The organism is Massilimicrobiota sp. An134, assembly GCF_002160815.1.
Taxonomy (GTDB): domain Bacteria; phylum Bacillota_I; class Bacilli_A; order Erysipelotrichales; family Coprobacillaceae; genus Allocoprobacillus; species Allocoprobacillus merdigallinarum.
In genome coordinates this window covers 1-21,413 of the sequence record NZ_NFLH01000031.1, presented here as the reverse complement: position 1 = coordinate 21,413, position 21,413 = coordinate 1, and the positions used below count along the sequence as shown (strand labels likewise).

At 33.1% G+C, this 21,413-nt stretch carries 38 protein-coding genes and 1 rRNA gene; all 39 read right to left on the bottom strand.

Going from position 1 to position 21,413, the window contains the following annotated elements; genetic code table 11:
• Positions 1 to 40: 40 nt before the first annotated feature.
• The gene (gene rpsI, locus B5E79_RS10865; protein ID WP_087245416.1) at positions 41 to 433 is read right to left on the bottom strand and encodes a 30S ribosomal protein S9; all 393 of its coding nucleotides are present in this window, start codon (positions 431 to 433) and stop codon (positions 41 to 43) included.
• Between the two features lie 15 nt (positions 434 to 448).
• A complete protein-coding gene (gene rplM, locus B5E79_RS10860; protein WP_087298027.1) occupies positions 449 to 886 on the bottom strand; it encodes a 50S ribosomal protein L13 in 438 nt (145 codons plus the stop codon).
• 146 nt (positions 887 to 1,032) lie between these two features.
• Complete coding sequence (locus tag B5E79_RS10855) at positions 1,033 to 1,941, bottom strand: histidinol-phosphatase (protein WP_087298026.1); 909 nt, start codon at positions 1,939 to 1,941, stop codon at positions 1,033 to 1,035.
• Positions 1,928 to 2,662: a tRNA pseudouridine(38-40) synthase TruA gene (gene truA, locus B5E79_RS10850; protein ID WP_087298025.1), complete on the bottom strand. Its 735-nt coding sequence runs from the start codon at positions 2,660 to 2,662 to the stop codon at positions 1,928 to 1,930. Before truA ends, B5E79_RS10855 begins: the two co-directional genes overlap by 14 nt.
• Entirely contained in the window at positions 2,659 to 3,459 is an 801-nt protein-coding gene (locus B5E79_RS10845; RefSeq protein ID WP_087245408.1) for an energy-coupling factor transporter transmembrane component T family protein, read from the bottom strand. The genes truA and B5E79_RS10845 overlap by 4 nt, the downstream gene beginning before the upstream one ends.
• Positions 3,452 to 4,303: an energy-coupling factor transporter ATPase gene (locus B5E79_RS10840; RefSeq protein WP_087298024.1), complete on the bottom strand. Its 852-nt coding sequence runs from the start codon at positions 4,301 to 4,303 to the stop codon at positions 3,452 to 3,454. The genes B5E79_RS10845 and B5E79_RS10840 overlap by 8 nt, the downstream gene beginning before the upstream one ends.
• Entirely contained in the window at positions 4,279 to 5,109 is an 831-nt protein-coding gene (locus tag B5E79_RS10835; RefSeq protein ID WP_087298023.1) for an energy-coupling factor transporter ATPase, read from the bottom strand. Before B5E79_RS10835 ends, B5E79_RS10840 begins: the two co-directional genes overlap by 25 nt.
• An 81-nt stretch (positions 5,110 to 5,190) precedes the next feature.
• Positions 5,191 to 6,048 carry a MurR/RpiR family transcriptional regulator gene (locus B5E79_RS10830; RefSeq protein WP_087298022.1) on the bottom strand — a complete coding sequence of 286 codons (858 nt, stop codon included), beginning with the start codon at positions 6,046 to 6,048 and terminating at the stop codon, positions 5,191 to 5,193.
• Positions 6,049 to 6,303: 255 nt separating this feature from the next.
• Complete coding sequence (gene rplQ, locus B5E79_RS10825) at positions 6,304 to 6,666, bottom strand: 50S ribosomal protein L17 (protein WP_087245400.1); 363 nt, start codon at positions 6,664 to 6,666, stop codon at positions 6,304 to 6,306.
• 35 nt (positions 6,667 to 6,701) lie between these two features.
• The gene (locus tag B5E79_RS10820; RefSeq protein ID WP_087245398.1) at positions 6,702 to 7,646 is read right to left on the bottom strand and encodes a DNA-directed RNA polymerase subunit alpha; all 945 of its coding nucleotides are present in this window, start codon (positions 7,644 to 7,646) and stop codon (positions 6,702 to 6,704) included.
• A 41-nt stretch (positions 7,647 to 7,687) separates the two neighbouring features.
• Positions 7,688 to 8,077, bottom strand: a complete 390-nt coding sequence (gene rpsK / locus B5E79_RS10815) for a 30S ribosomal protein S11 (RefSeq protein WP_087245396.1) — start codon at positions 8,075 to 8,077, stop codon at positions 7,688 to 7,690.
• A 14-nt stretch (positions 8,078 to 8,091) separates the two neighbouring features.
• Positions 8,092 to 8,457 carry a 30S ribosomal protein S13 gene (gene rpsM / locus B5E79_RS10810; protein WP_087245394.1) on the bottom strand — a complete coding sequence of 122 codons (366 nt, stop codon included), beginning with the start codon at positions 8,455 to 8,457 and terminating at the stop codon, positions 8,092 to 8,094.
• 14 nt (positions 8,458 to 8,471) lie between these two features.
• On the bottom strand, positions 8,472 to 8,585 hold the full coding sequence (gene rpmJ / locus B5E79_RS10805) for a 50S ribosomal protein L36 (RefSeq protein WP_006505646.1): 114 nt from the start codon (positions 8,583 to 8,585) through the stop codon (positions 8,472 to 8,474).
• Positions 8,586 to 8,615: 30 nt separating this feature from the next.
• Positions 8,616 to 8,837: a translation initiation factor IF-1 gene (infA, locus tag B5E79_RS10800; RefSeq protein WP_087245392.1), complete on the bottom strand. Its 222-nt coding sequence runs from the start codon at positions 8,835 to 8,837 to the stop codon at positions 8,616 to 8,618.
• Positions 8,838 to 8,853: 16 nt separating this feature from the next.
• Complete coding sequence (map, locus tag B5E79_RS10795; protein ID WP_087245390.1) at positions 8,854 to 9,600, bottom strand: type I methionyl aminopeptidase; 747 nt, start codon at positions 9,598 to 9,600, stop codon at positions 8,854 to 8,856.
• Positions 9,600 to 10,247, bottom strand: a complete 648-nt coding sequence (locus B5E79_RS10790; protein ID WP_087245388.1) for an adenylate kinase — start codon at positions 10,245 to 10,247, stop codon at positions 9,600 to 9,602. Before B5E79_RS10790 ends, map begins: the two co-directional genes overlap by 1 nt.
• A gap of 23 nt (positions 10,248 to 10,270) precedes the next feature.
• Complete coding sequence (gene secY / locus B5E79_RS10785; protein ID WP_087298021.1) at positions 10,271 to 11,572, bottom strand: preprotein translocase subunit SecY; 1,302 nt, start codon at positions 11,570 to 11,572, stop codon at positions 10,271 to 10,273.
• 1 nt (position 11,573) lies between these two features.
• A complete protein-coding gene (gene rplO, locus B5E79_RS10780; RefSeq protein ID WP_087245384.1) occupies positions 11,574 to 12,014 on the bottom strand; it encodes a 50S ribosomal protein L15 in 441 nt (146 codons plus the stop codon).
• 11 nt (positions 12,015 to 12,025) lie between these two features.
• A complete protein-coding gene (gene rpmD / locus B5E79_RS10775; RefSeq protein WP_087245382.1) occupies positions 12,026 to 12,217 on the bottom strand; it encodes a 50S ribosomal protein L30 in 192 nt (63 codons plus the stop codon).
• Between the two features lie 14 nt (positions 12,218 to 12,231).
• Positions 12,232 to 12,795: a 30S ribosomal protein S5 gene (gene rpsE / locus B5E79_RS10770; protein WP_087245380.1), complete on the bottom strand. Its 564-nt coding sequence runs from the start codon at positions 12,793 to 12,795 to the stop codon at positions 12,232 to 12,234.
• Between the two features lie 14 nt (positions 12,796 to 12,809).
• A complete protein-coding gene (rplR, locus tag B5E79_RS10765; RefSeq protein WP_087245378.1) occupies positions 12,810 to 13,166 on the bottom strand; it encodes a 50S ribosomal protein L18 in 357 nt (118 codons plus the stop codon).
• Positions 13,167 to 13,194: 28 nt separating this feature from the next.
• A complete protein-coding gene (gene rplF / locus B5E79_RS10760; RefSeq protein WP_087245376.1) occupies positions 13,195 to 13,740 on the bottom strand; it encodes a 50S ribosomal protein L6 in 546 nt (181 codons plus the stop codon).
• A 28-nt stretch (positions 13,741 to 13,768) separates the two neighbouring features.
• The gene (gene rpsH, locus B5E79_RS10755) at positions 13,769 to 14,158 is read right to left on the bottom strand and encodes a 30S ribosomal protein S8 (protein WP_087245374.1); all 390 of its coding nucleotides are present in this window, start codon (positions 14,156 to 14,158) and stop codon (positions 13,769 to 13,771) included.
• Between the two features lie 33 nt (positions 14,159 to 14,191).
• On the bottom strand, positions 14,192 to 14,377 hold the full coding sequence (locus B5E79_RS10750; protein ID WP_087245372.1) for a type Z 30S ribosomal protein S14: 186 nt from the start codon (positions 14,375 to 14,377) through the stop codon (positions 14,192 to 14,194).
• Positions 14,378 to 14,391: 14 nt separating this feature from the next.
• Entirely contained in the window at positions 14,392 to 14,931 is a 540-nt protein-coding gene (gene rplE / locus B5E79_RS10745) for a 50S ribosomal protein L5 (protein WP_087245370.1), read from the bottom strand.
• 18 nt (positions 14,932 to 14,949) lie between these two features.
• Positions 14,950 to 15,282, bottom strand: coding sequence for a 50S ribosomal protein L24 (rplX, locus tag B5E79_RS10740; protein WP_087245368.1), 333 nt, complete (start codon positions 15,280 to 15,282; stop codon positions 14,950 to 14,952).
• A 14-nt stretch (positions 15,283 to 15,296) separates the two neighbouring features.
• The gene (gene rplN / locus B5E79_RS10735) at positions 15,297 to 15,665 is read right to left on the bottom strand and encodes a 50S ribosomal protein L14 (protein WP_087245366.1); all 369 of its coding nucleotides are present in this window, start codon (positions 15,663 to 15,665) and stop codon (positions 15,297 to 15,299) included.
• A gap of 29 nt (positions 15,666 to 15,694) precedes the next feature.
• Positions 15,695 to 15,955, bottom strand: a complete 261-nt coding sequence (gene rpsQ, locus B5E79_RS10730; protein WP_087245364.1) for a 30S ribosomal protein S17 — start codon at positions 15,953 to 15,955, stop codon at positions 15,695 to 15,697.
• A gap of 12 nt (positions 15,956 to 15,967) precedes the next feature.
• Positions 15,968 to 16,162, bottom strand: coding sequence for a 50S ribosomal protein L29 (gene rpmC, locus B5E79_RS10725; protein ID WP_087245362.1), 195 nt, complete (start codon positions 16,160 to 16,162; stop codon positions 15,968 to 15,970).
• A gap of 2 nt (positions 16,163 to 16,164) precedes the next feature.
• Positions 16,165 to 16,575, bottom strand: coding sequence for a 50S ribosomal protein L16 (gene rplP / locus B5E79_RS10720; RefSeq protein WP_087245360.1), 411 nt, complete (start codon positions 16,573 to 16,575; stop codon positions 16,165 to 16,167).
• Between the two features lie 2 nt (positions 16,576 to 16,577).
• Positions 16,578 to 17,231: a 30S ribosomal protein S3 gene (gene rpsC, locus B5E79_RS10715; protein ID WP_087245358.1), complete on the bottom strand. Its 654-nt coding sequence runs from the start codon at positions 17,229 to 17,231 to the stop codon at positions 16,578 to 16,580.
• 11 nt (positions 17,232 to 17,242) lie between these two features.
• The gene (gene rplV, locus B5E79_RS10710) at positions 17,243 to 17,575 is read right to left on the bottom strand and encodes a 50S ribosomal protein L22 (protein ID WP_087245356.1); all 333 of its coding nucleotides are present in this window, start codon (positions 17,573 to 17,575) and stop codon (positions 17,243 to 17,245) included.
• A 20-nt stretch (positions 17,576 to 17,595) separates the two neighbouring features.
• On the bottom strand, positions 17,596 to 17,874 hold the full coding sequence (gene rpsS / locus B5E79_RS10705; protein ID WP_087245354.1) for a 30S ribosomal protein S19: 279 nt from the start codon (positions 17,872 to 17,874) through the stop codon (positions 17,596 to 17,598).
• 18 nt (positions 17,875 to 17,892) lie between these two features.
• Positions 17,893 to 18,726, bottom strand: a complete 834-nt coding sequence (gene rplB, locus B5E79_RS10700; protein WP_087298020.1) for a 50S ribosomal protein L2 — start codon at positions 18,724 to 18,726, stop codon at positions 17,893 to 17,895.
• A 58-nt stretch (positions 18,727 to 18,784) separates the two neighbouring features.
• Positions 18,785 to 19,075 carry a 50S ribosomal protein L23 gene (gene rplW, locus B5E79_RS10695; protein ID WP_087245350.1) on the bottom strand — a complete coding sequence of 97 codons (291 nt, stop codon included), beginning with the start codon at positions 19,073 to 19,075 and terminating at the stop codon, positions 18,785 to 18,787.
• Positions 19,075 to 19,701, bottom strand: a complete 627-nt coding sequence (gene rplD / locus B5E79_RS10690) for a 50S ribosomal protein L4 (RefSeq protein ID WP_087245348.1) — start codon at positions 19,699 to 19,701, stop codon at positions 19,075 to 19,077. Before rplD ends, rplW begins: the two co-directional genes overlap by 1 nt.
• 22 nt (positions 19,702 to 19,723) lie before the next feature.
• Complete coding sequence (rplC, locus tag B5E79_RS10685; protein WP_087298019.1) at positions 19,724 to 20,440, bottom strand: 50S ribosomal protein L3; 717 nt, start codon at positions 20,438 to 20,440, stop codon at positions 19,724 to 19,726.
• 21 nt (positions 20,441 to 20,461) lie between these two features.
• Positions 20,462 to 20,770, bottom strand: coding sequence for a 30S ribosomal protein S10 (gene rpsJ, locus B5E79_RS10680; protein WP_087245344.1), 309 nt, complete (start codon positions 20,768 to 20,770; stop codon positions 20,462 to 20,464).
• A 562-nt stretch (positions 20,771 to 21,332) separates the two neighbouring features.
• A 5S ribosomal RNA gene (gene rrf, locus B5E79_RS14050) occupies positions 21,333 to 21,413 on the bottom strand; the annotation flags it as partial.

Below are 21,413 nucleotides of genomic sequence, written 5' to 3'. Positions count from 1 at the left end.
GTGTCTAAATACTTCTCTAATCTTCTCACAACAATTATTACTAACGTTTTGAGAACTGTGGTGCTCTACGAGCTGCTTTAAGTCCGTATTTTTTACGTTCTTTAACTCTTGCATCACGAGTCAAGAATCCAGCTGCTTTTAATACTGGTCTGTAATCTTCTCCAGCTTCTAATAAAGCTCTTGAAATTCCATGACGGATAGCTCCAGCTTGTCCACTGTAACCTCCACCATTAACATTAACAATCACATCAAACTTACCAGTTGTACCAGTTAATTCAAGTGGTTGGTTGACGATCATTAATAATACATCTGATGGTAAATAATCTTTTGCTTCTCTACCATTGATGACGATTTTTCCTGCACCTGGTGTTAAAATAACACGTGCTACTGAAGACTTTCTACGTCCAGTTCCTCTGTATTGTACATTAGCCATTTATTCTCGTCCTCCTTATCCCTTAATTTTTAATTCAACTGGTTCTTGTGCAGCATGTGGATGTTCACTACCAGCGTATACAAATAATTTCATCCCTTGTTTTCTTCCAAGTGTGTTATGAGGTAACATACCTTTAACAGCTGCTTCTACAAATCCTGTTGGATTTGTTTCTTTAAATTGGCGAGCAGTTTTAACTTTTAAACCACCTAACCAACCAGAATGATGATAGTATTTAACTGTATCTAATTTTTTTCCAGTCATTACTACTTTGTCTGCATTAACGATAATAACATAATCACCAGTATCTACATGTGGTGTAAATGTTGGTTTATGTTTTCCTCTTAATACAGATGCTACTTCTGATGCTAAACGTCCTAAAGTTAATCCTTCAGCATCAACAACGTACCATTTACGTTCAATTGTGGCTTCTTTAGCCATTGTTGTTTGTCTCATTTTTAATCCTCCTGTAGTTTCCGGGGCTACAAACGTTAAAATAAGGCAACTCTTATTATAACAATATTCGCATTTTTGTCAATATGATTTTCTCTGTATTCATCGCCTTTTTTAATATAACAAAAAGAAAAAGAGAGGCAGATAAATTATCTTATATCATACTCCCCTTGAAATTTTTCAAAATGTCCTTGTAAAAAATCGAAATGGTCAATAACATTGAGATTATGTTCTTTACAAAAATCTAACATCTGCTTATACATCGCTTCATTAAAATCAGAAGGATCATGAGCATCAAATCCTAAAATAACATCATTTCCTACTTCTCCTGCAATTTTCCAGAAGTGTGTATTTGGATATGCATAAATCATCTCTCCATTAACGTTTCTTAAGCCTCTTCTTATTCCTCCTGCATTTACTTCTAAAGGAATGTTTAACTCTTTCGCTTTTTCACAGATTCTTTGCGAAACAGTTCTCGCATCTAAATCAAACTCTTTATATCCTATTAAAAACAAATCAGGATGAGCTAAATAACTAAATAATCCTGTTTCTAAAGCTTTTTCAACATCATTACAATATTGATAAATATCTTTTTTCTTCATATTCTCTTTGCCATAATAATCACTATGAACACAATGTTTATGAAAATGATGTCCTAAAATCAAATAATCAACTTTATGCTCATATAATAAGCTTTGATAATAATCAAAATATTCTTCTAATCCTTCAGCTTCAAAACCTTTATATATCCTTATTTGGTCCTGATATTTATCTTGACATTCTTTAATTTTATCCAAATAATTTTCCATATCTGGATAAGGCATTCTCATACTAGGTCCATTTTGAATAAAAGCATGAACAAGTGATAAAAAGCTTCTAGGTCCTCTTATAGCTACAAGAGATTTCAAAAGATGCTGACGATAGTGTGGTAATGGAACATGCTCTGATATTCCTAATTCTTCAATCCCCATCTTAATAGCTGAACATACCATTTCCTCTTCGCTTCCATTAGCATGTCCACAACGATAGGTATGTGTATGAAAATTAGTCTTCTTCATAATACACCTCCTGCAAATATAAACCTTGTGGTTTGGCCTTAAAAAGACATTTTTTTTGACCACAACTTTCTAACATTTCTAAAAGTTGTTCCTTTTGAATACGTTTAGCTCCAACTTGTATGATACCACCAACAAGATGTCTAACCATATAACGTCTAAATCCATTTCCAATTAACCGAAAGGTAATAATACCATCCTTTTCTTCAATATCAAAATGATATAGAGAACGAATTGTATTCCCATATTGATCATAACAGCAAAATGACGCAAAATTATGTTCTCCTATAAAAATTTTTGCTGCTTCTCTCATTAATTCAATATCTAAAGAACGGCCATATTGATAAATGTAATTGGTTTGAAATGGATCATATTCTTTTGTATTTAATAAATAACGATACTCTTTCTTAACTGCACTATATCGTGAATGAAAATTTTCATCAACATATTGAGCATCTAAAATGTAAATATCATTAGGTAAAAAGTGATTAATGGCTCTTTTCCATTGCGTTTCCGGTAATCTTTTTTGTGTATCAAAATGAAATACTTGATGAACTGCATGGACTTTCGCATCTGTTCGTCCTGATGCATGAATAACAGTTTCTTCTTCATTAATTTTTTTAATAGCTTTTTGTATTTCACCTTGAATTGTACGTTCATTATTTTGAACTTGGAAACCATGAAAACGTGCCCCATCATAACTCACAATACATTTGACTCTCATAAAACAAAACTCATTATAACCATAGCTATACATATTGCAATGACACATAAAAATGAAATTGTATCAGACAATTTCCATACAAGTTGTTTATATCTTGTACGTTTAGCTTCTGGATTATAATTACGACTTTCCATAGCATTGGCTAAATCTTCTGCTCTTTGAAAAGCTGAAATAAACAAAGGAATAATAAGTGAAACGATTGATAAAATCTTTTCTTTTAAACTTCCTTCTGAAAATTCTACACCTCGGCTAGCTTGTGCTTTCATAATTCTTTGCGTTTCTTCTAATAAAGTTGGAATAAATCGCAATGCAATAGAAATCATCATAGCGACTTCATGAGTAGGAAATCCAATTTTTTTAAAAGGTGACAGAAGATGTTCTATACCTAATGTTAAATCTAAAGGTTTTGTCGTAGCAGTTAAGATCGTTGTCATAATAATAATAAGAATCAATCTAATAAATATATATACAGTTTGTAAAACTGCCTGATCATAGATCTTAATGAAACCTATTGAAAACAATAAATTTCCCTGTTGAATAAATAACAAATTAAAAATCATTAAAAATGCCATCATAAATAGCATTGGTTTTACGGCTTTGAGAACCTGTGATACTTTGATATGTGATAATAGTGTCATAATAATCACAAAAGTTCCTAAAAGGGCATATCCAATAAATCCTGCATCAAAGAAAACAGCAATTAACAGTAATAAAAGTGCACCTATTTTTAATCTAGGATCTAAACGATGAATAAAACTATCAATAGGCAAGTATTTCCCAAACATCATATTATTCATGTAATTGACCTCCTATTTCCTGAATCAATACATCAATATCTTTAATAGACGGATCAATATGAAATCCATTTTTATTAAGTTCTAAGATAAATGATGTAATAATAGGTAAATCAATACTCAATGATGTTAAATACTCTGTTTCTTTAAATAGTTCTTCAACAGATACATGTCTTTCAACCTGACCATGATTCATCACAACAACATCATCACAATATTCTAAGACTTGATTCATATCATGAGAAACAAGAATAACCGTTTTACCTTCCTGATTCACTTTTTTAAAAAGCTGTAACATTTCTTTAGCACCCTGTGGATCTAATCCAGCTGTCGGCTCATCTAAAATTAAAATATCTGGATCCATTGCTAATATTCCTGCTATCGCTATACGACGTTTTTGTCCTCCAGACAAATCAAATGGAGAACGCTCTAAGTAAGATTCATCTAATCCTACTAATTTGATAACTTTTTTTGCAATTGAAATAGCCTCTTCTTCACTAACACCAAAGTTTTTTGGTCCAAAAATAATATCTTTTAAAATTGTTTCTTCAAATAATTGATACTCAGGGAATTGAAAAACAAGCCCTGCTTTTTTTCTAAGAGGTTTTAAAGAAGATGGTTTATCCGTTGCCGTAATCAATATATCTTCTACATTGACTTCTCCTGATGTAGGAAGTAATAAAGCATTGATATGTTGAATCAATGTTGATTTACCACTTCCAGTATGACCAATCAATGCTGTCATACTCCCCTTTTGAATATTAAGATTAACTCCTTTTAAAGCATGATATGCAAAAGGGGTATCTTGAGCATAAATATGTTCTACTTCTTTAAATGTAATCGACATAATTCATTCACCAACTTCTCTCTATCAATTTGCTCTGCAATAGATATTCCCATTTTTTGTAAACCATGGCTGATTTTATAAGCAAAAGGAATATCTAAAGCCAAGCTCTCTATTTCTTCTTTTTTCATTAACACTTCTTCAGGTTGTCCTTCATCTACAATATGTCCATCACTTAATAAAATTACATAATCAGATAAAGCTGCTTCTTCTATATCATGAGTAATGGAAACAATCGTCATATTCTTATCTTTATTTAATTGATGGACTAAAGCGTTAATTTCGTTTCTTCCTTTAGGATCTAACATACTTGTTGCCTCATCTAAAATAATAATAGATGGGCTCATAGCTAAAATACCGGCTATTGCTACCCTTTGTTTTTGACCACCTGATAATTTTGTAGGTTCGTGATCCAAAAACTCATACATATTGACTTTCTTTGCATATTCATTGATAATATCATCCATCAATGCAGGATCTACACAATTATTTTCTAATCCAAAAGCAATATCATCTCTTACAGTCGCACCAATAAATTGATTATCAGGATTTTGAAAAACAATTCCTATTTGACTACGTACTTGATTTAATGTTTCTTCTGTTAATGGAATTCCACCAATAACTATCTCTCCAGATTTTTTTTCTAACAATCCCATCAGTAATTTCGCGATAGTACTTTTTCCACTTCCATTATGTCCCAATATTGTCGTATATGACCCTTTTTCTATACTAAAAGAAATATCATCTATTGTTAAAGTATCTTCATCATATCCAAAAGATAAATGTTGAACATTAATAATTTTTTCCATACTCATCCTCCAAGTAGTTCAATTTTAGTATGATTTATAGTAGTTGTCAACCATCTTGTTACAACAATAAAAAATCTTAATTTACATGAATTCCTCATGTTGGGTATTATCTAATTCTTTTGCTATTTGTATACAATTATCCAGATTCTGTTGATAATGTATTGAAAAAATACAACTATACAGAATATCCAATATATATTTTAAAGACAAGCTACTAGCAAAATCTGCAATCTTTGTATAAATTAATTCTCTTGATGACATTCTTAAAGTCACATCTGCTAACAAAGATAGCTCATTATCTTCTAAATTTGTAATAGCAATAATTGAAGTTTGTTTTTTTCTTAATGTTTCAATCAGATGTTTTATATGGGGAGCATGTCCCGAATATGAAATAATGATTGCACAATGATTTTGATCACTCATTAAATATGTTGAATCGAGTTCATCACTTAATGAACATAATTGAACATGTCTATGAAGAATATACATGCGTTCTTGGAATGAGCGGACTATATGCATATGAACTGATCGACTATAAACATCTATATACTTGCAGTTGCGTAATAAGCGGATAGCTTTTTGTAAATCATCATGACTTATAAGTGAATATGTATCTTGAATTGTTTCCCTTTCTAAAACACACAAATTGTACGCAATATTCATTATGTCGTCATTAACTACAAAGGGAATATTTGCGTCCACTTCTTGATTGAGATAAAGATAATCTAATTCTTTCAAATAAGCTTCTTTAAATTCATTCCATCCATCAAAGCCTAATTTCTTAGCTATACGTATAAAAAGAGGCGATGATGTATATGTTTCATTAGCAATCTGTGCAATAGTCATATTTTTAATGTCTTTGCCTTTCTTTAAAATATAATCAATAATGATTGATTCACTTGGTGAAAAATGTGTCTTTTCTATCTTATGAATAAGCATATGACCACCTCTTGTATGACATTATAAAGCAATTTGTTATCAGTTGCAAAATAAAAACACATCGCTGATGTGCTTTTATTTTGTAATGAAAACAGAATTCATCTATTTTTCATATGTTGTTCTTGCATTTTCTATAAATGACCTTTTTATGAAATCAATCATTTTACCTATCATCATATTTTAATAATAAGATATCATATAATGCAAAATTCAAATCATGCAATTCATAAAAAAAGTGATGAATCCATCACTTTTTTAGAATAAACCAATAACTGCCATTGGTGCATTATCACCTTTACGATTATATGTTTTTAAAACACGAGTGTATCCACCATTTTTATCTGCATATTTTGGTGCAACTTCATCAAATAATTTTTGAACAGCAGTTTTACCAGTAGCAGGATCAACAACATCTTGTAATACTTGTGCTGCTTGTCTTCTTGCATGTAAATCTCCACGTTTTCCTAAAGTAATTAATTCGTCAACGATTGAACGAACTTCTTTTGCTCTCGTTACTGTTGTTTCGATTTTTCCATACATGATAACATCTGTAGCTAAGTTACGTAACATTGCTTTTCTATGAGATGATACACGCCCTAATTTTCTATTGTGTGCCATAAATTAGTGCTCCTTCCAAAATATTTATTCTATTATTAATCAACTTGTTTAAAACCTAAACCTAATTCGATTAATTTTTCTTTTACTTCTTTAAGTGATTTCTTACCTAAGTTTCTCACTTTAATCATATCGTCTTCACTCTTAGAAGCGAGTTCTTGAACTGTTTGAATACCAGCTCTTTTTAAGCAATTATATGAACGTACAGATAAGTCTAATTCTTCAATAGTCATATCTAATACTTTATTACTTGTGTCTTCTTCAGTTTCACTCATAACTTCCATGTTCATTGCCATATCAGTTAATTCAACAAACATATTTAAGTGTTCCACTAAAATTTTAGCAGCTAATGCTAAAGCTTCATGTGGTTGGATAGATCCATCAGTTGTAACTTCTAAAGTTAACTGATCATATTTTGCACTCTGTCCAACACGTGTAGGTTCAACATTATAAGCTACTTTTACAACTGGTGAATAAATAGAATCAGTTGCAATAACACCAATTGTGTTGATCATCTTTTTGTTCTGATCAGCACTCATGTAACCACGATCTTTATGAGCATACATTTCCATATAGAAATGTGCACCTTCAGCAACATGGGCAATTTCCATATCGTTTGAAATCATAGTTACATTTGATGGACATTGAATGTCAGCACCAGTAACAACAGCTGGTCCCTTGACATCAATTACCATAGTGACATCATCATCACCATCAATTGCAAAAACCAATTTTTTAATGTTTAAGATAATTGAAGTGACATCTTCAACGACACCATCAACTGCAGAAAATTCATGGATTGCTCCTTGAACTTTAATTGCGTGAACTGCACATCCAGGAATAGATGATAACAAAACTCTACGTAATGCATTTCCTAAAGTTGTTCCGAAACCTCTTTCTAAAGGTTCAATAACAAACTTACCATAGAAATCTGTTTCATCATATTCTGCGACATTAAAATTTGCTTTTTCGAACTTTTGCATTATTTCCCTCCTCACTTAGAAATAACTACTTTTTTACTTCATTATCCACGAGGACGTTTTGGTGGACGACAACCATTATGTGGAATTGGTGTAACATCATTAATTGAAGTTACTTCTAATCCAGCAGCTTGTAAAGCTCTTACTGCAGCTTCACGTCCTGGTCCTGGTCCTTTAACACAGACGTCAACAGTTTTCATACCATGATCCATTGATGCTTTTGCAGCAGCTTCAGCAGCCATTTGCGCAGCATATGGAGTTGATTTTCTTGATCCTTTGAAACCAAGTGCTCCAGCACTTGACCAAGTGATTACATTCCCATGTTCATCAGTTACAGTAACAATTGTGTTATTGAAAGTTGAATGTACATGTGCGACACCTTTTGCTATATTCTTTTTAACACGTCTTTTACCACGAGTATTGTTTCTTGCCATTTTCGTTCAACCTCCTATTTTTTCTTACCAGCAATTGGACGAGCTTTACCTTTACGAGTACGAGCATTTGTTTTTGTTTTTTGTCCACGTACTGGAAGTCCTTTACGATGACGGATTCCTCTATAGCATCCAATTTCCATTAAACGTTTAATATTTAATGCAACTTCTCTACGAAGATCTCCTTCAACTTTATAATTTTCTACTTCTTTTCTAAGTTTTCCTTCTTCTTCTTCTGTTAAATCTTTAACTCTTACATCTTCACTGATTCCAGTTGCAGCACAAATTTTTTGAGCTGTTGATAAACCGATACCATAGATATAAGTTAAAGAAACTACCACACGTTTATCACGTGGGATATCAACACCTGCTATACGAGCCATTGTTTCTCCTCCTATTAACCTTGTCTTTGTTTATGTTTAGGGTTTTCACAGATTACCATTACTCTACCCTTACGTTTAATTACTCTGCATTTATCGCATATTGGTTTTACAGATGGTCTTACTTTCATCTTAATCTTTACCTCCTTTGGGAAGATTTTCTACTTATGTCTAAATGTGATTCGCCCACGTGTTAAATCATATGGAGAAATCTCTACGGTTACTTTATCCCCCGGTAAAATGCGAATGTAATTCATACGGATTTTACCAGAAACGTGAGCCATAATAACCGCTCCATTTTCCAACTCAACCTTAAACATTGCATTAGGTAATGTTTCAAGGACAGTTGCTTCTACTTCAATAACGTCATCTTTTTTTGCCATTGATTATAACTCCCTTTTAAAGTTTTGTCAAAATCTCATACCCATCACTTGTAATGACAATAGTATGTTCATAATGAGCTGCGAGAGATCTATCTCTTGTTACAACAGTCCAATCATCATCTAAGACATCAGTTTCACATCTTCCTAGATGAGCCATTGGTTCTATTGCTAAAGTCATTCCCTCTTTTAATCTTGGTCCTTTTCCTGGTGCTCCATAATTAGGAACAGCAGGATCTTCATGAACTTTTGTGCCAATTCCATGACCTGTATAATCTCTTGGAGTTGAACATCCATGATTTTCTAGATATGTTTGAACAGCATGAGATATATCGGATAAACGATTACCAGGTTTGACTTGTGCTAAACCTGCATAAAGTGCTTCTTCAGTCACTTTCATAAGATGAGCAGCATCATCACTAATCTGCCCTACAGCATATGTCCAAGCACTATCACCATGATAGCCCTTATAACATGCACCTACATCCACTGAGATAATATCACCATCTTTAAGTTTTCTATGATCAGGAATCCCATGAACAACAACTTCATTAATTGAAGTACATACTGCTCCTGGAAAACCATATAGGTTCAAAAATGATGGTGTTGCACCAGCATCACGTATAATCTTTTCACAGAATTTATTAATTTCCATGGTTGTAATTCCAGGTTTAATAAATTCTTTTAAGTGACTATGAACAAGTGCCACAATGCGACCAGCCTCACGCATCAACTCAATTTCTCTTTGGTCTTTTGTGACAATCATTATTTACCCTCCAAGCTTTTTTCAATGTCTTTAAAGACGTCTTCCATAGGTTGGTCACCGTTAATATTAATGATTGTACCTTTCATTGTATAATAATCAATCAAAGGTCGAGTTTGTTTGTTATACGTATCAAGTCTAATTTTGACAGCTTCTTCGCTCTCATCTTCTCTTTGATACAAAGTTCCACCACATTTGTCACAAACACCTTCAACTTTAGGTGGATTAAATTCAACATGGAATGTTGCTCCACAATTTTTGCAAGTTCTTCTACCAGACAATCTTGTGATTAATTTTTCAACTGGAATATCTAAATTTATAATTGCATCAATTGTAAAATCAAATTCTTTCGCAATACTTTCAAGTTCTCTCGCTTGAACTATTGTTCTAGGGAATCCATCTAAGATAAAACCATTTTCAAAAGTATTTTCACTTAAATATTCCCTAAGCATTTCAATCGTATAATCGTCTGGTACAAGGTGCCCAAATTGCATGAAATATTTAGCAATTACACCAAACTTTGTTTGTTCACGTAAAGCTTTTCTAAATAAATCGCCAGTAGATATTTGTGTTAAACCGTATTTTTTAACAAGTCTTTCAGCTTGAGTCCCTTTACCAGCACCAGGAGGCCCCATTAAAATAATGTTCATTTTTCTACACCTCTTTTATTATACTATTTTCTAATATATCCATGATACTCTTTACGAGTAATTAAAGTTTTAATCTGTCTTGTTGTTTCAAGAGCAACACCTGTAATGATAATCAATCCAGTTCCTCCTAATGTCAAAGCAGCATTAGAAGTTTGTGACCAAATAACTGGTGTTATGATAGGAATTGCCGCAACAATAACTAAGAAGATTGATCCGACAACAGTTACTCTATTTAAAACCGTACTTATGAATTTTTCTGTATCTAAACCAGTTCTTACGCCAGGAATTGATCCACCATTTTTCTTTAAATCATTGCTAATCTTATGTGCATCAATTTGTAAATTAGAATAGAAGAATGCAAATAAAACTATCATAAGAAGATATAAGCAAAAACCAAATGGTTCCTGATAATTCAAAATGGTATCAATAGTTCGCGTTATATTATTTGAATCCATAAAACTAATGATTGTTCTTGGAGCTGCTAATACAGATGCAGCAAAGATAACTGGCAATACACCTGAACTATTAATCTTAATAGGCATATGTGTCGTATCTTTTGTTCTCATTGTTGGATTAGAATTTGTTGCATACATAATTGGTATTTTTCTAACTGCACCTTCGTTAAACACTACAAAGATAACAATTGCTAAATATACAATGACAAACAATGCATACCACAAAATTCCTAAAATCATTGTCTGTGTTCCCTTATCAAATGAAACCAAATTGTTGAATGTTGTAATAAAGTTAGTTGGTAAACTTGCCACAATACCTGTGAAAATCAATAATGATGTTCCGTTTCCAACACCCTTTTGAGTGATTTGATCACCCATCCACATAGCCAACATACTTCCTGCTATCATAACAAGAACTACATAAGCATAATTCCACAATGATGATGAACCAAGAATTCCATACATATTATCAAATGCATATGTTAATGATCCACCTTGAATAGCAGCCAAGACGAGTGTAACATATCGTGTCACTCTATCTTTTTTCTTTTTACCAGTATTTCCTTCTTTTTGCCATTGAGCTAATACTGGAATAACATCCATTGATAATAATTCAATAATAATAGATGCTGTAATATATGGAGAAATTCCTAATGAAAATATAGAAAATTTCTCTAACATTCCTCCACCTAACATGTTCATAATTCCTAGGATACCACTATTAGCTGCTGAAGCTGTAATTGCATCAGCATTAATTGATGGAATTGTAATAGCAGCACCCAAACGGAATACAAACAACATACCAAGTGTAAACATGATTCTACGACGTAATTCTCCTTTTTTAAAAACATTCTTAAAAAAGTTTAACATCCTAGATCACCTCAGTTTTTCCACCTGCAGCTTCAATTGCAGCAATGGCTGACTTTGAGAATTTCTTTGCTTTAACAGTTAAAGCAACTTCTAACTTTCCATTACCTAAAACTTTTAAACCATCTAATTCTTTTTTAATTAAACCACATTCTTTTAAAGCAGCCATATCTACAACACTACCTGCTTCAAATTTATTTAAATCTTCTACATTAACAATAGCATATTCAACTCTATTGAAGTTTGTGAAACCACGTTTTGGTAAACGCATGAATAATGGTGTTTGTCCACCTTCAAATCCAGGTTTTTTTCCTCCACCACTTCTAGCTCCAGCACCTTTTTGACCTCTACCAGAAGTTTTACCATGTCCTGAGCTTGTTCCACGTCCAACACGTTTTCTATTTCTACGTGCTCCTTCAGTGTATTGTAATTCGTGTAATTTCATTTTTACACCTCCTACTTACTTTCTTCAACTTTAACAAGGTGGCTAACAGTATTAATCATACCTTGAATCGTTTCGCTATTTACTTTTTCAACTGATTTGTGCATTTTTGTTAAACCTAACGCTTTAAGAGTATCCTTTTGATTCTTTTTAGCACCAATTGGACTTTTTACAAGCGTAATGATAACTGTATTTTTTTCTGCCATTTCTTACGCTCCTCCTATCCGTAAATTTCTTCAACTTTTTTATCTCTTAATTCAGCAACTTGTTGAACAGTTTTTAATAATTTTAAACCTTCTACAGTTGCACGAACCATGTTGATTGGAGTTCTTGAACCAATTGATTTAGAAATAATATCTGAATATCCAGCCAATTCAACAACAGCACGAACTGGTCCACCAGCAATGATTCCAGTACCTTCAGATGCAGGTCTTAAGAATACATGTCCTGATCCATACATACCATTGATTTCATGAGGAATTGTTCCATGAATAATTGGTACATTAATAACATTTCTTTTAGCTGCTTCAGATGCTTTTCTAATAGCATCAGGTACTTCGTTAGCTTTACCTGTTCCAAATCCAACGCGACCTTTTTTATCACCGATAACTACTAATGCAGCAAAGCGGAATTTACGTCCACCTTTAACAACTTTAGTTACACGGTTAATTGTGACAACACGTTCTTCGAATTCTTTTTCAACTCTTGGTCCATTTCTTCTTGGTCCATTTCTTCTTGGTCCATTTCTTCTTGGTCCATTTTCTCTTGGTTTACGTTGTTCCATTCTTTAACCTCCTATTAGAATTTTAATCCAGCTTCTCTAGCAGCTTCAGCTAGTGCTTTCACACGACCATGATAAATATATCCACCACGATCGAATACTACATTTTCAATATTTTTGGCGATAGCTCTCTTTGCAATTTCAGTACCAACCTGTGTAGCAGCTTCAACATTTCCACCGTTTGCTAATTTCATATCTACTGAAGATGCAGCAACCAAAGTCACTCCATTGACATCATCAATGATTTGTGCATGGATATGAGAGCTTGAACGGAATACATTTAAACGAGGACATTCAGGAGTTCCACTGATTTTTCTACGAACTCTTGCATGACGTTTTTTACGTAAATCGTTTCTTGACATAGTTTTAGCCATGATAATAGCTCCTTCCTTATTTCATTAACTACTTTTTACCAGCAGTTTTACCTTCTTTTCTAATAATTCTTTCATCAACGTATTTGATACCTTTTCCTTTATAAGGTTCAGGTTTCTTCACAGCTCTAATTCTTGCTGCAATTTCTCCAACTCTTTCTTTAGAGATTCCTGATACAATAATTGATGTCTGAGATGGAGTTTCAATTTTAACTCCTTCTTCACCTTCAACTTCAACTGGATGAGAATATCCAACATTTAATACTAATTTATTACCTTGCATTTGAGCACGGTATCCAATACCAACAACTTCTAACTCTTTTTTATAACCGTTGTGTACACCTTCGATCATATTGGCAAGTAAAGCTCTTGTTGTACCGTGTAATTGTTTTACATGCTTTTGTTCACTTGTTCTGCTTACTGTAATTGTGTTTTCATCCATATTGATATTAATCAATGGTGAAAACTGTCTGACTAAAGTCCCTTTTGCACCTGTAACTGTGACAGTATTATCAGCAGCAATTTCCACTTTTACACCTTCAGGTACGTTGATAATCTTATTACCTACACGAGACATCAGTTACACCTCCTGTTTTCTTATTTTATTACCAGATATATGCTAATACTTCTCCACCGATTTGTTTAGCTCTTGCTTCTTTATCAGTCATTAATCCTTGAGAAGTAGATAATACAACGATTCCTAAACCATTTAATACCTTAGGAATTTCATTAACTTTGGCATATTGACGAAGACCAGGTTTAGAAACTCTTTTTAACCCAGTGATAACTCTATCGTTTCCTTTATATTTTAAAGTGATGACAATGTTTTTAATGACACCTTCACCTTCAACTTTATATCCTTTAATAAATCCTTCGTTTTTCAAAATTTCAGCTAATTGCACTTTTAATTTTGATGCAGGAACCACAACTTCATCATGACGTTGTTGATTCGCATTACGAATTCTTGTTAACATATCTGCAATTGGATCTGTCATTTGAAATGTCCTCCTTCCATTTGGATGATTTGATTACCAGCTTGCTTTTTTAACACCAGGAATTTCACCTTTATAAGCTAATTCTCTGAAGCAAATACGGCATAATTTGAATTTTTTAATTACTGCATGTGGACGTCCACAACGTTCGCATCTTGTATATTCACGAACTTTGTATTTTTGAGGACGTTGTTGTTTAACTTTCATTGATGTTTTAGCCATTAATTAAGTCCTCCTTATTTATGGAATGGCATTCCTAATTGTGCTAATAATTCATGACCTTCTTCATCAGTTTTAGCAGTTGTTACGAATACAATATCCATTCCTCTGATTTTGTTTACTTTATCGAAATTGATTTCAGGGAAAATTAATTGTTCTTTAACACCTAAAGTGTAATTTCCTCTTCCATCAAAAGAATTCTTTGGTACTCCTCTAAAATCTCTTACACGAGGTAAAGAAATACTGATTAATTTATCTAAGAATTCATACATTCTTTCTCCACGTAAAGTGACTTTGCAACCAATTGGCATTCCTTCACGTAATTTAAATCCAGCAATTGATTTTTTAGCTCTCGTAATCACTGGTTTTTGTCCTGAAATTAAAGTTAATTCTTCAACAGCTTCATCTAATAATTTAGAGTTGCTAACTGCATCACCAACACCAATGTTGATAACAATTTTTTCCATAGCAGGAACTTGCATTACAGAACTATAATTAAATTTAGTCATTAATGACTTAACAATTTCATTTTCATAACGTTCCTTTAGTCGGTTCATTATTTAACCTCCTTCCGATTACTTTTTCTTCTTTGTAGTTTTATCTAATGCTTTACCTGTTTTTTTATTGATACGATATTTTTTACCGTCTTCATCAAAAGCATAACCAATTTTTACAGCTTGTTTTGCTTTTGAATCATAATATGCAACATTAGAAACATGAATAGGTGCTTCTCTTGTTACAATACCACCTTCTGGATCAGCTTGTGAAGGTTTGATGTGTTTTGTTACCATATTCACACCTTCAACAATCACTCTATCTTCTTTTCTTAGAATTTGAATAATTTCTCCAGTTTTCCCTTTATCGCTACCAGCGATAACTTGAACTGTATCACCTACACGTAATTTCATCTTCTCGTTTCCTCCTATAATACCTCAGGAGCTAATGATACGATTTTCATGAAATCTGCATCTCTTAACTCTCTTGCTACCGGTCCAAAGATACGAGTTCCTCTAGGTGAATTATCATCTTTAATAATAACGCAAGCATTATCATCAAATTTAATGTATGAACCATTATCACGGTTTACACCATATTTTGTTCTTACGATAACAGCTTTTACAACTTCACCTTTTTTAACTGTACCACCTGGAGTCGCTTGTTTTACTGTCGCTACGACTACATCACCGATGTTACTAAATTTTCTATTTGAACCACCAAGGTTTCTAATTACTAGTACTTCTTTTGCTCCTGTATTGTCAGCAACTTTTAATCTGCTTTCATTCTGGATCATTCAAGTGACCTCCTTTCAGATTCTTCTTATTAAATAATTTCTGCTTTCTTTACAATTTCTACTAAACGGAAACGTTTAGTTGCTGATAATGGACGAGTTTCCATAATTTTAACAACATCTCCATCTCTAGCAATATTTTCTTCATCATGAGCCTTAAACTTTTTAGAAGATTTAACACGTTTTCCGTATTTTTTGTGTTTTACATGAGTTTCAACTAAAACAGTAATTGTTTTATCCATTTTTGTAGAAACAACTGTTCCAGTATAAACCTTACGATTATTTCTTTCCATAGTCTACTCCTTCTATTTGTTTAATTCTCTTTCTCTAATAATTGTTTTAATTCTTGCGATATTTTTTCTAACTGTTCTAATACGAGCAGTATTTTCTAATTGTCCTGTTGCTTGTTGGAATCTTAATCCAAATAATTCTTTTTTGTACTCTTCTACTTTGTTAAGTAATTCTTGAGTTTCTGTATTTCTAATATCTTGAACTGTCACAATTACTCACCTCTTCCAATAATCTTACATTTCACTGGTAATTTGTGAGATGCAAGTCTTAATGCTTCTCTTGCAACTTCTTCTTCTACACCAGCAACTTCGAACATAACGCGACCTGTTTTTACAACTGCTACCCATTCTTCTGGAGCACCTTTACCTGAACCCATACGGACTTCAAGAGGTTTCTTTGTTTTAGCTAAATGAGGGAAGATTCTAATCCAAACTTGCCCACCACGTTTCATATAACGGTTCATAGCAATACGAGCTGCTTCGATTTGTCTTGAAGTAATCCAAGCACCTTCTTGAGCTTGTAATCCATATTCACCAAAAGAAACTTGAGTTCCACCTTTAGCTTTACCTTCATATTTGATTCTATGAGGTCTTCTATATTTAGTTCTCTTAGGCATCAACATGATTATTTATCCCCTTTCTTCTTTGCAGGAAGAATTTCTCCCTTACAAATCCAAACTTTTACTCCTAATTTTCCATAAGTTGTGTCAGCTTCAGCAGTCGCATAATCAATGTCAGCTCTTAATGTATGAAGAGGTACAACACCTTCAGAATAACCTTCAGTTCTAGCCATATCAGCACCACCTAAACGTCCTGAAACAGCTGTTTTGATTCCTTTAGCACCAGCTCTCATTGCAGCTTGAATAGCTCTTTTTTGAACTGTTCTAAATGAAGCACGGTTTTCTAATTGTTCTGCAATCTTGTTTGCTACAAGTTGAGCAACAACATCTGGATTTTTAATTTCAACGATATTGATAAACACTTGTTTACCATTAACCATTTTTGCAACTTCTTTTCTTAAAGCATCAACAGCTTCACCATCTTTTCCAATAACAACACCTGGACGAGATGTATGAACATAGATGCTTACACGATTTTTAGATCTTTCAATTTCAATGTTAGCGACATAAGCGCCTTTTAACTTTGCATATAAGAATTCACGAATTTTAATATCTTCATGTAATAATGAAGCAAAGTCTTTATCATTAGCGTACCATCTTGAATTCCAATTACGGTTAACACCAACACGTAATCCTACTGGACTTACTTTTTGACCCATACTTTGCCCTCCTATCTTTCAGCAACCACACAAGTGATGTGGCTTGTTCTTTTTAAAATTTGAGTTCCGCTTCCTTTTGCTCTTGCACGGAATCTTTTTAATGTAGGACCTTCATCCACATAAATTTCTTTGATGTATAATTTATCTTCTTCTGCACCTTCATTGAATACAGCGTTTTGTGCAGCAGATTTAACGACTTTAATGATTGCAGGAGTTGCACTTTTATTAACGAATTCTAAGATTCCAAGTGCTTCTTTTACTTGCTTCCCTCTTACCAAGTCAACAACTAATCTTGCTTTTTGAGGTGAAACACGAATCATTTTAGCTTGAGCTCTTGCTTCCATGTTTATTTTCTCCTCTCTTTCTATTTACCAGACTTTTTATCATCAGCATCATGACCATGATAAGTTCTTGTAGGAGCAAATTCTCCTAATTTATGTCCAACCATATCTTCAGTAACATATACTGGGATATGTTCTCTTCCGTTATAAACTGCGAACGTATGTTCAATAAATTGTGGGAAGATTGTAGAACGTCTTGACCATGTTTTAATGACTTCTTTTTTGTTAGCAGCATTTAATGCTTCTACTTTTTTCATTAAGTGTTCATCCACGAATGGACCTTTTTTTAAACTTCTTGCCATATTCTATAACCCTCCTTCTTATTTACCGTTACGACGACGTACGATGAATTTATTTGAAGCTTTTTTACTATCTCTAGTTTTAACTCCAAGAGCTTTTTTACCCCATGGAGTCATTGGTGCTTTACGACCGATTGAAGTTCTACCTTCACCACCACCATGAGGGTGATCATTAGGGTTCATAACAGAACCACGAACTGTAGGTCTAATACCTTTCCATCTATTACGACCAGCTTTACCAATGTTAACTAATCCATGATCTTCATTTCCAACAACACCAACTGTTGCTCTACAAACTGCTAAGAATTTTCTTACTTCACCAGAAGCTAATCTTACAGTTACATATTTTCCTTCTTTACCTAAGATTTGAGCAGACACACCTGCAGATCTAGCGATTTGTCCACCTTTTCCTGGATGCATTTCAATATTGTGGATAACTGTACCTTCAGGCATATTTCCCATTGGTAAGCTATTACCAACAATAATATCTGCATTTTCACCAGAAACAATTTTCATTCCAACTTCTAATCCTTTAGGAGCTAAAATATATCTTTTTTCACCATCTACATAGTGAATTAATGCAATATTTGCAGATCTGTTTGGATCATATTCAATTGTTGCAACTTTTCCAACAATATCATCTTTATTACGTTTAAAATCAATAATACGATATAAACGTTTATGTCCACCACCATGATGACGAGTAGTGATGACACCTTGATTATTACGCCCACCAGTTTTTGATAAACGAACTGTTAATGATTTCTCAGGCTTATTTGTTGTAATTTCTTCATAAGTCAAAGATGTCATATTACGACGTCCATTAGTTGTAGGCTTATATACTTTAATAGGCATCTGATTTCCTCCTTATTTTTCTTATCTGGAATGGAGTTCATTCCAATAGTTCTTCCAATTATTCTTCACCGAATAAATTGATTGAATATCCTTCTTTTAATTTAACAATAGCTTTTCTTCTTCTTTTTGTTTTACCAACGTATCTACCCATTCTTTTTGTTTTAGGTTTCACATTCATAATGTTTACACTTTCAACTTTAACATCAAACATTTTTTCAACTGCAACTTTAACTTCAGTTTTATTAGCAGTTAAATCTACATCAAATGTATATTTGTTTTCGTTTTGTTGTAACAATAAAGATTTTTCAGTAAGTACTGGTTTCTTTAAAACATCTGTAATATGTGCCATTATGCCAATACCTCCTCAACAGCTTTGATAGCTCCTTCAGTCATTACTAACTTAGTGCTATCTAAGATATCATATACGTTAAGTCCTTTTGAATTAATAACTTTAACACCTGGAATATTTCTTGCTGATAAAGCTACGTTTTCATCAACTTCGTCCATAACGATTAATGTTTTTCTGTTAGCTTCTAAGTTTTCTAACACTTTGATCATTGCTTTTGTCTTTGGAGCTTCCATAGCGATATTATCTAAAACAGTTAATTCACTATCGATCACTTTTTGACTTAAAGCAGATTTAAGTGCTAAACGTCTTACTTTTCTGTTCATTTTTAATTTATAGTTTCTATCTGGTGTAGGACCAAATACAACTCCTCCACCTCTCCATTGTGGAGCACGGATAGATCCTTGTCTTGCTCTACCTGTACCTTTTTGACGCCAAGGTTTCTTTCCTCCACCTTTAACTTCAGTACGGTTTTTCACTTTATGAGTCCCTTGTCTCCATGAAGCTCTTTGTAGTAAGACCATATCAAAGATTGCTTGGTTATTTGGTTCAATACCAAATACAGATTCATTTAATTCTGTATCTTTAACTTTTTGTCCTTCTTGATTATATACTGCAACTTTTAACATTAGTTTTCCTCCTTTCGCTTCATTATTCAGCAGTTTCCACTGCATCAGTAGTTTCTTCTACCACTGGACTTTCAGTTTCATATACAATTAAATCTTTAGCAGGATTAACTTTACCGTTTCCTTTTACTGCAGATTTAACAACAACTAAACCTTTTTTAGGACCTGGAATTGATCCACTAATTAATAATACATTGTTTTCAACATCAACAGCAACGATTTCCAAGTTTTGAACTGTTCTTGTTACATGTCCCATATGTCCTGGTAATTTTTTACCTGGAGCGATTCTGTTAGGAGCGATTGGCCCCATTGAACCAACGATTCTATGAGCACCAGAACCATGTCCCATTGGTCCTCTTTGTTGTCCATGTCTTTTTATAACACCTTGATAACCTTTACCTTTGCTAGTTCCTGTTACATCTACCACTTCACCAGCTACAAAGCTATCAACTTTAATTTCTTGACCAACTTCATAACTCATCATTTCGTCATAACGAAATTCTCTAATGAAGCGCTTAGGAGCTGTTTCAGCTTTTGCAACATGACCTTTATGAGCTTTTGTTGCTAATTTTTCTCTCTTGTCTTCAAAACCAACTTGGATAGCATCATATCCGTCAGTAGCAACTGTTTTCTTTTGTAAAACAACGTTTGATGTTGCTTCTACAACTGTTACTGGGATTAATTTTCCATCAGTAGTGAACACTTGAGTCATTCCAATCTTACGACCTAAGATTCCTTTCATGAGTTACACCTTTACCTTTCCTTATAATTTAATTTCAATATCAACACCACTTGGTAATTCTAAACGAGTTAAAACATCAACTGTTTCTGGTGTTGGATTCACAATGTCAATTAGACGTTTGTGAGTTCTGATTTCAAATTGTTCACGAGAATCTTTATACTTGTGAACTGCTCTTAAAATTGTATAAACTTCTTTTTCAGTTGGTAGAGGTACAGGACCTACAACTTGTGCTCCTGACTTCTTCGCAGCTGATACAATTTTTTCAGCAGAAGTATCTAAGATTTTGTGATCAAATGATTTCAAACGAATTCTAATTTTGTTGTTTGCCATGACTTATTCCTCCTTCTTGCCAATTTATTGGCCTGCTCGATGCGAATTCCCTGAATACGTCCTCCGCTCATGACAACGGCTATCAGCGTTTCAGCAACCTCGCACTTCTTCGCATTCACAACAAATGCATTTTACACTAAATAGCGCATTAAATCAAGTCTTTTTGCTAATCTTTTAAAAAATTTTTAATCTATTTTGAAGAGATTAAAAGGTTAGTAATTTTATTATAAATATTGCTATTTCCCTAATAAAAATCTTCAATTGATTAAGAGAAAATACAAACACAATATATCTTTTATACAACTTAAATGAATACTCATAAGGTTAATATATGAAATAACAGAAAGACTTTTCAGAAAAATCATTCATCATGCATGATTTTTTTCTTTTTCATAGAATCCAATAAACTTAATTTATTAAGATTATTGGACCATAGATATGATCGCTATGACTTTATCAGAATATATTTAGCAAAAAAAGAACCACCAGATGAGACAAGGTAGTTCTCTTTCAGTATACAAAATAAAAAAGAAAGGGAATAGAATGACTATTCCCTCACATGGACTGGCAGCGTGCTATTTTCGCAGTTGCCTACTATCTTCGCCGCTGTGATGCTTAACTTCTGTGTTCGGCATGGGTACAG

Bases quoted from the DNA above. Each gene is read 5' to 3' on its own strand.
- rpsI (WP_087245416.1), bottom strand. From the start codon at position 433: ATGGCTAATGTACAATACAGAGGAACTGGACGTAGAAAGTCTTCAGTA.
- rplM (WP_087298027.1), bottom strand. From the start codon at position 886: ATGAGACAAACAACAATGGCTAAAGAAGCCACAATTGAACGTAAATGG.
- B5E79_RS10855 (WP_087298026.1), bottom strand. From the start codon at position 1,941: ATGAAGAAGACTAATTTTCATACACATACCTATCGTTGTGGACATGCT.
- truA (WP_087298025.1), bottom strand. From the start codon at position 2,662: ATGAGAGTCAAATGTATTGTGAGTTATGATGGGGCACGTTTTCATGGT.
- B5E79_RS10845 (WP_087245408.1), bottom strand. From the start codon at position 3,459: ATGAATAATATGATGTTTGGGAAATACTTGCCTATTGATAGTTTTATT.
- B5E79_RS10840 (WP_087298024.1), bottom strand. From the start codon at position 4,303: ATGTCGATTACATTTAAAGAAGTAGAACATATTTATGCTCAAGATACC.
- B5E79_RS10835 (WP_087298023.1), bottom strand. From the start codon at position 5,109: ATGGAAAAAATTATTAATGTTCAACATTTATCTTTTGGATATGATGAA.
- B5E79_RS10830 (WP_087298022.1), bottom strand. From the start codon at position 6,048: ATGCTTATTCATAAGATAGAAAAGACACATTTTTCACCAAGTGAATCA.
- rplQ (WP_087245400.1), bottom strand. From the start codon at position 6,666: ATGGCACACAATAGAAAATTAGGGCGTGTATCATCTCATAGAAAAGCA.
- B5E79_RS10820 (WP_087245398.1), bottom strand. From the start codon at position 7,646: ATGCAAAAGTTCGAAAAAGCAAATTTTAATGTCGCAGAATATGATGAA.
- rpsK (WP_087245396.1), bottom strand. From the start codon at position 8,077: ATGGCAAGAAACAATACTCGTGGTAAAAGACGTGTTAAAAAGAATATA.
- rpsM (WP_087245394.1), bottom strand. From the start codon at position 8,457: ATGGCTCGTATAGCAGGTGTTGATATCCCACGTGATAAACGTGTGGTA.
- rpmJ (WP_006505646.1), bottom strand. From the start codon at position 8,585: ATGAAAGTAAGACCATCTGTAAAACCAATATGCGATAAATGCAGAGTA.
- infA (WP_087245392.1), bottom strand. From the start codon at position 8,837: ATGGCAAAAAAAGATGACGTTATTGAAGTAGAAGCAACTGTCCTTGAA.
- map (WP_087245390.1), bottom strand. From the start codon at position 9,600: ATGATTGTCACAAAAGACCAAAGAGAAATTGAGTTGATGCGTGAGGCT.
- B5E79_RS10790 (WP_087245388.1), bottom strand. From the start codon at position 10,247: ATGAACATTATTTTAATGGGGCCTCCTGGTGCTGGTAAAGGGACTCAA.
- secY (WP_087298021.1), bottom strand. From the start codon at position 11,572: ATGTTAAACTTTTTTAAGAATGTTTTTAAAAAAGGAGAATTACGTCGT.
- rplO (WP_087245384.1), bottom strand. From the start codon at position 12,014: ATGAAATTACACGAATTACAATACACTGAAGGAGCACGTAGAAATAGA.
- rpmD (WP_087245382.1), bottom strand. From the start codon at position 12,217: ATGGCAGAAAAAAATACAGTTATCATTACGCTTGTAAAAAGTCCAATT.
- rpsE (WP_087245380.1), bottom strand. From the start codon at position 12,795: ATGGAACAACGTAAACCAAGAGAAAATGGACCAAGAAGAAATGGACCA.
- rplR (WP_087245378.1), bottom strand. From the start codon at position 13,166: ATGGCTAAAACTATGTCAAGAAACGATTTACGTAAAAAACGTCATGCA.
- rplF (WP_087245376.1), bottom strand. From the start codon at position 13,740: ATGTCTCGTGTAGGTAATAAGATTATCAACGTACCTGAAGGTGTAAAA.
- rpsH (WP_087245374.1), bottom strand. From the start codon at position 14,158: ATGACAGATCCAATTGCAGATATGTTAACAAGAATTCGTAATGCGAAT.
- B5E79_RS10750 (WP_087245372.1), bottom strand. From the start codon at position 14,377: ATGGCTAAAACATCAATGAAAGTTAAACAACAACGTCCTCAAAAATAC.
- rplE (WP_087245370.1), bottom strand. From the start codon at position 14,931: ATGAACCGACTAAAGGAACGTTATGAAAATGAAATTGTTAAGTCATTA.
- rplX (WP_087245368.1), bottom strand. From the start codon at position 15,282: ATGAAATTACGTGTAGGTGATACAGTTCAAGTTATCGCTGGTAGCGAT.
- rplN (WP_087245366.1), bottom strand. From the start codon at position 15,665: ATGATCCAGAATGAAAGCAGATTAAAAGTTGCTGACAATACAGGAGCA.
- rpsQ (WP_087245364.1), bottom strand. From the start codon at position 15,955: ATGGAAAGAAATAATCGTAAGGTTTATACTGGAACAGTTGTTTCTACA.
- rplP (WP_087245360.1), bottom strand. From the start codon at position 16,575: ATGTTGATGCCTAAGAGAACTAAATATAGAAGACCTCATAGAATCAAA.
- rpsC (WP_087245358.1), bottom strand. From the start codon at position 17,231: ATGGGTCAAAAAGTAAGTCCAGTAGGATTACGTGTTGGTGTTAACCGT.
- rplV (WP_087245356.1), bottom strand. From the start codon at position 17,575: ATGGAAGCAAGAGCTCAAGCTAAAATGATTCGTGTTTCACCTCAAAAA.
- rpsS (WP_087245354.1), bottom strand. From the start codon at position 17,874: ATGGCAAGAAGTTTAAAAAAAGGTCCATTCGTGGATGAACACTTAATG.
- rplB (WP_087298020.1), bottom strand. From the start codon at position 18,726: ATGCCTATTAAAGTATATAAGCCTACAACTAATGGACGTCGTAATATG.
- rplW (WP_087245350.1), bottom strand. From the start codon at position 19,075: ATGGCACATATTACAGATGTTTTAAAGAAACCAGTACTTACTGAAAAA.
- rplD (WP_087245348.1), bottom strand. From the start codon at position 19,701: ATGTTAAAAGTTGCAGTATATAATCAAGAAGGACAAAAAGTTAAAGAT.
- rplC (WP_087298019.1), bottom strand. From the start codon at position 20,440: ATGAAAGGAATCTTAGGTCGTAAGATTGGAATGACTCAAGTGTTCACT.
- rpsJ (WP_087245344.1), bottom strand. From the start codon at position 20,770: ATGGCAAACAACAAAATTAGAATTCGTTTGAAATCATTTGATCACAAA.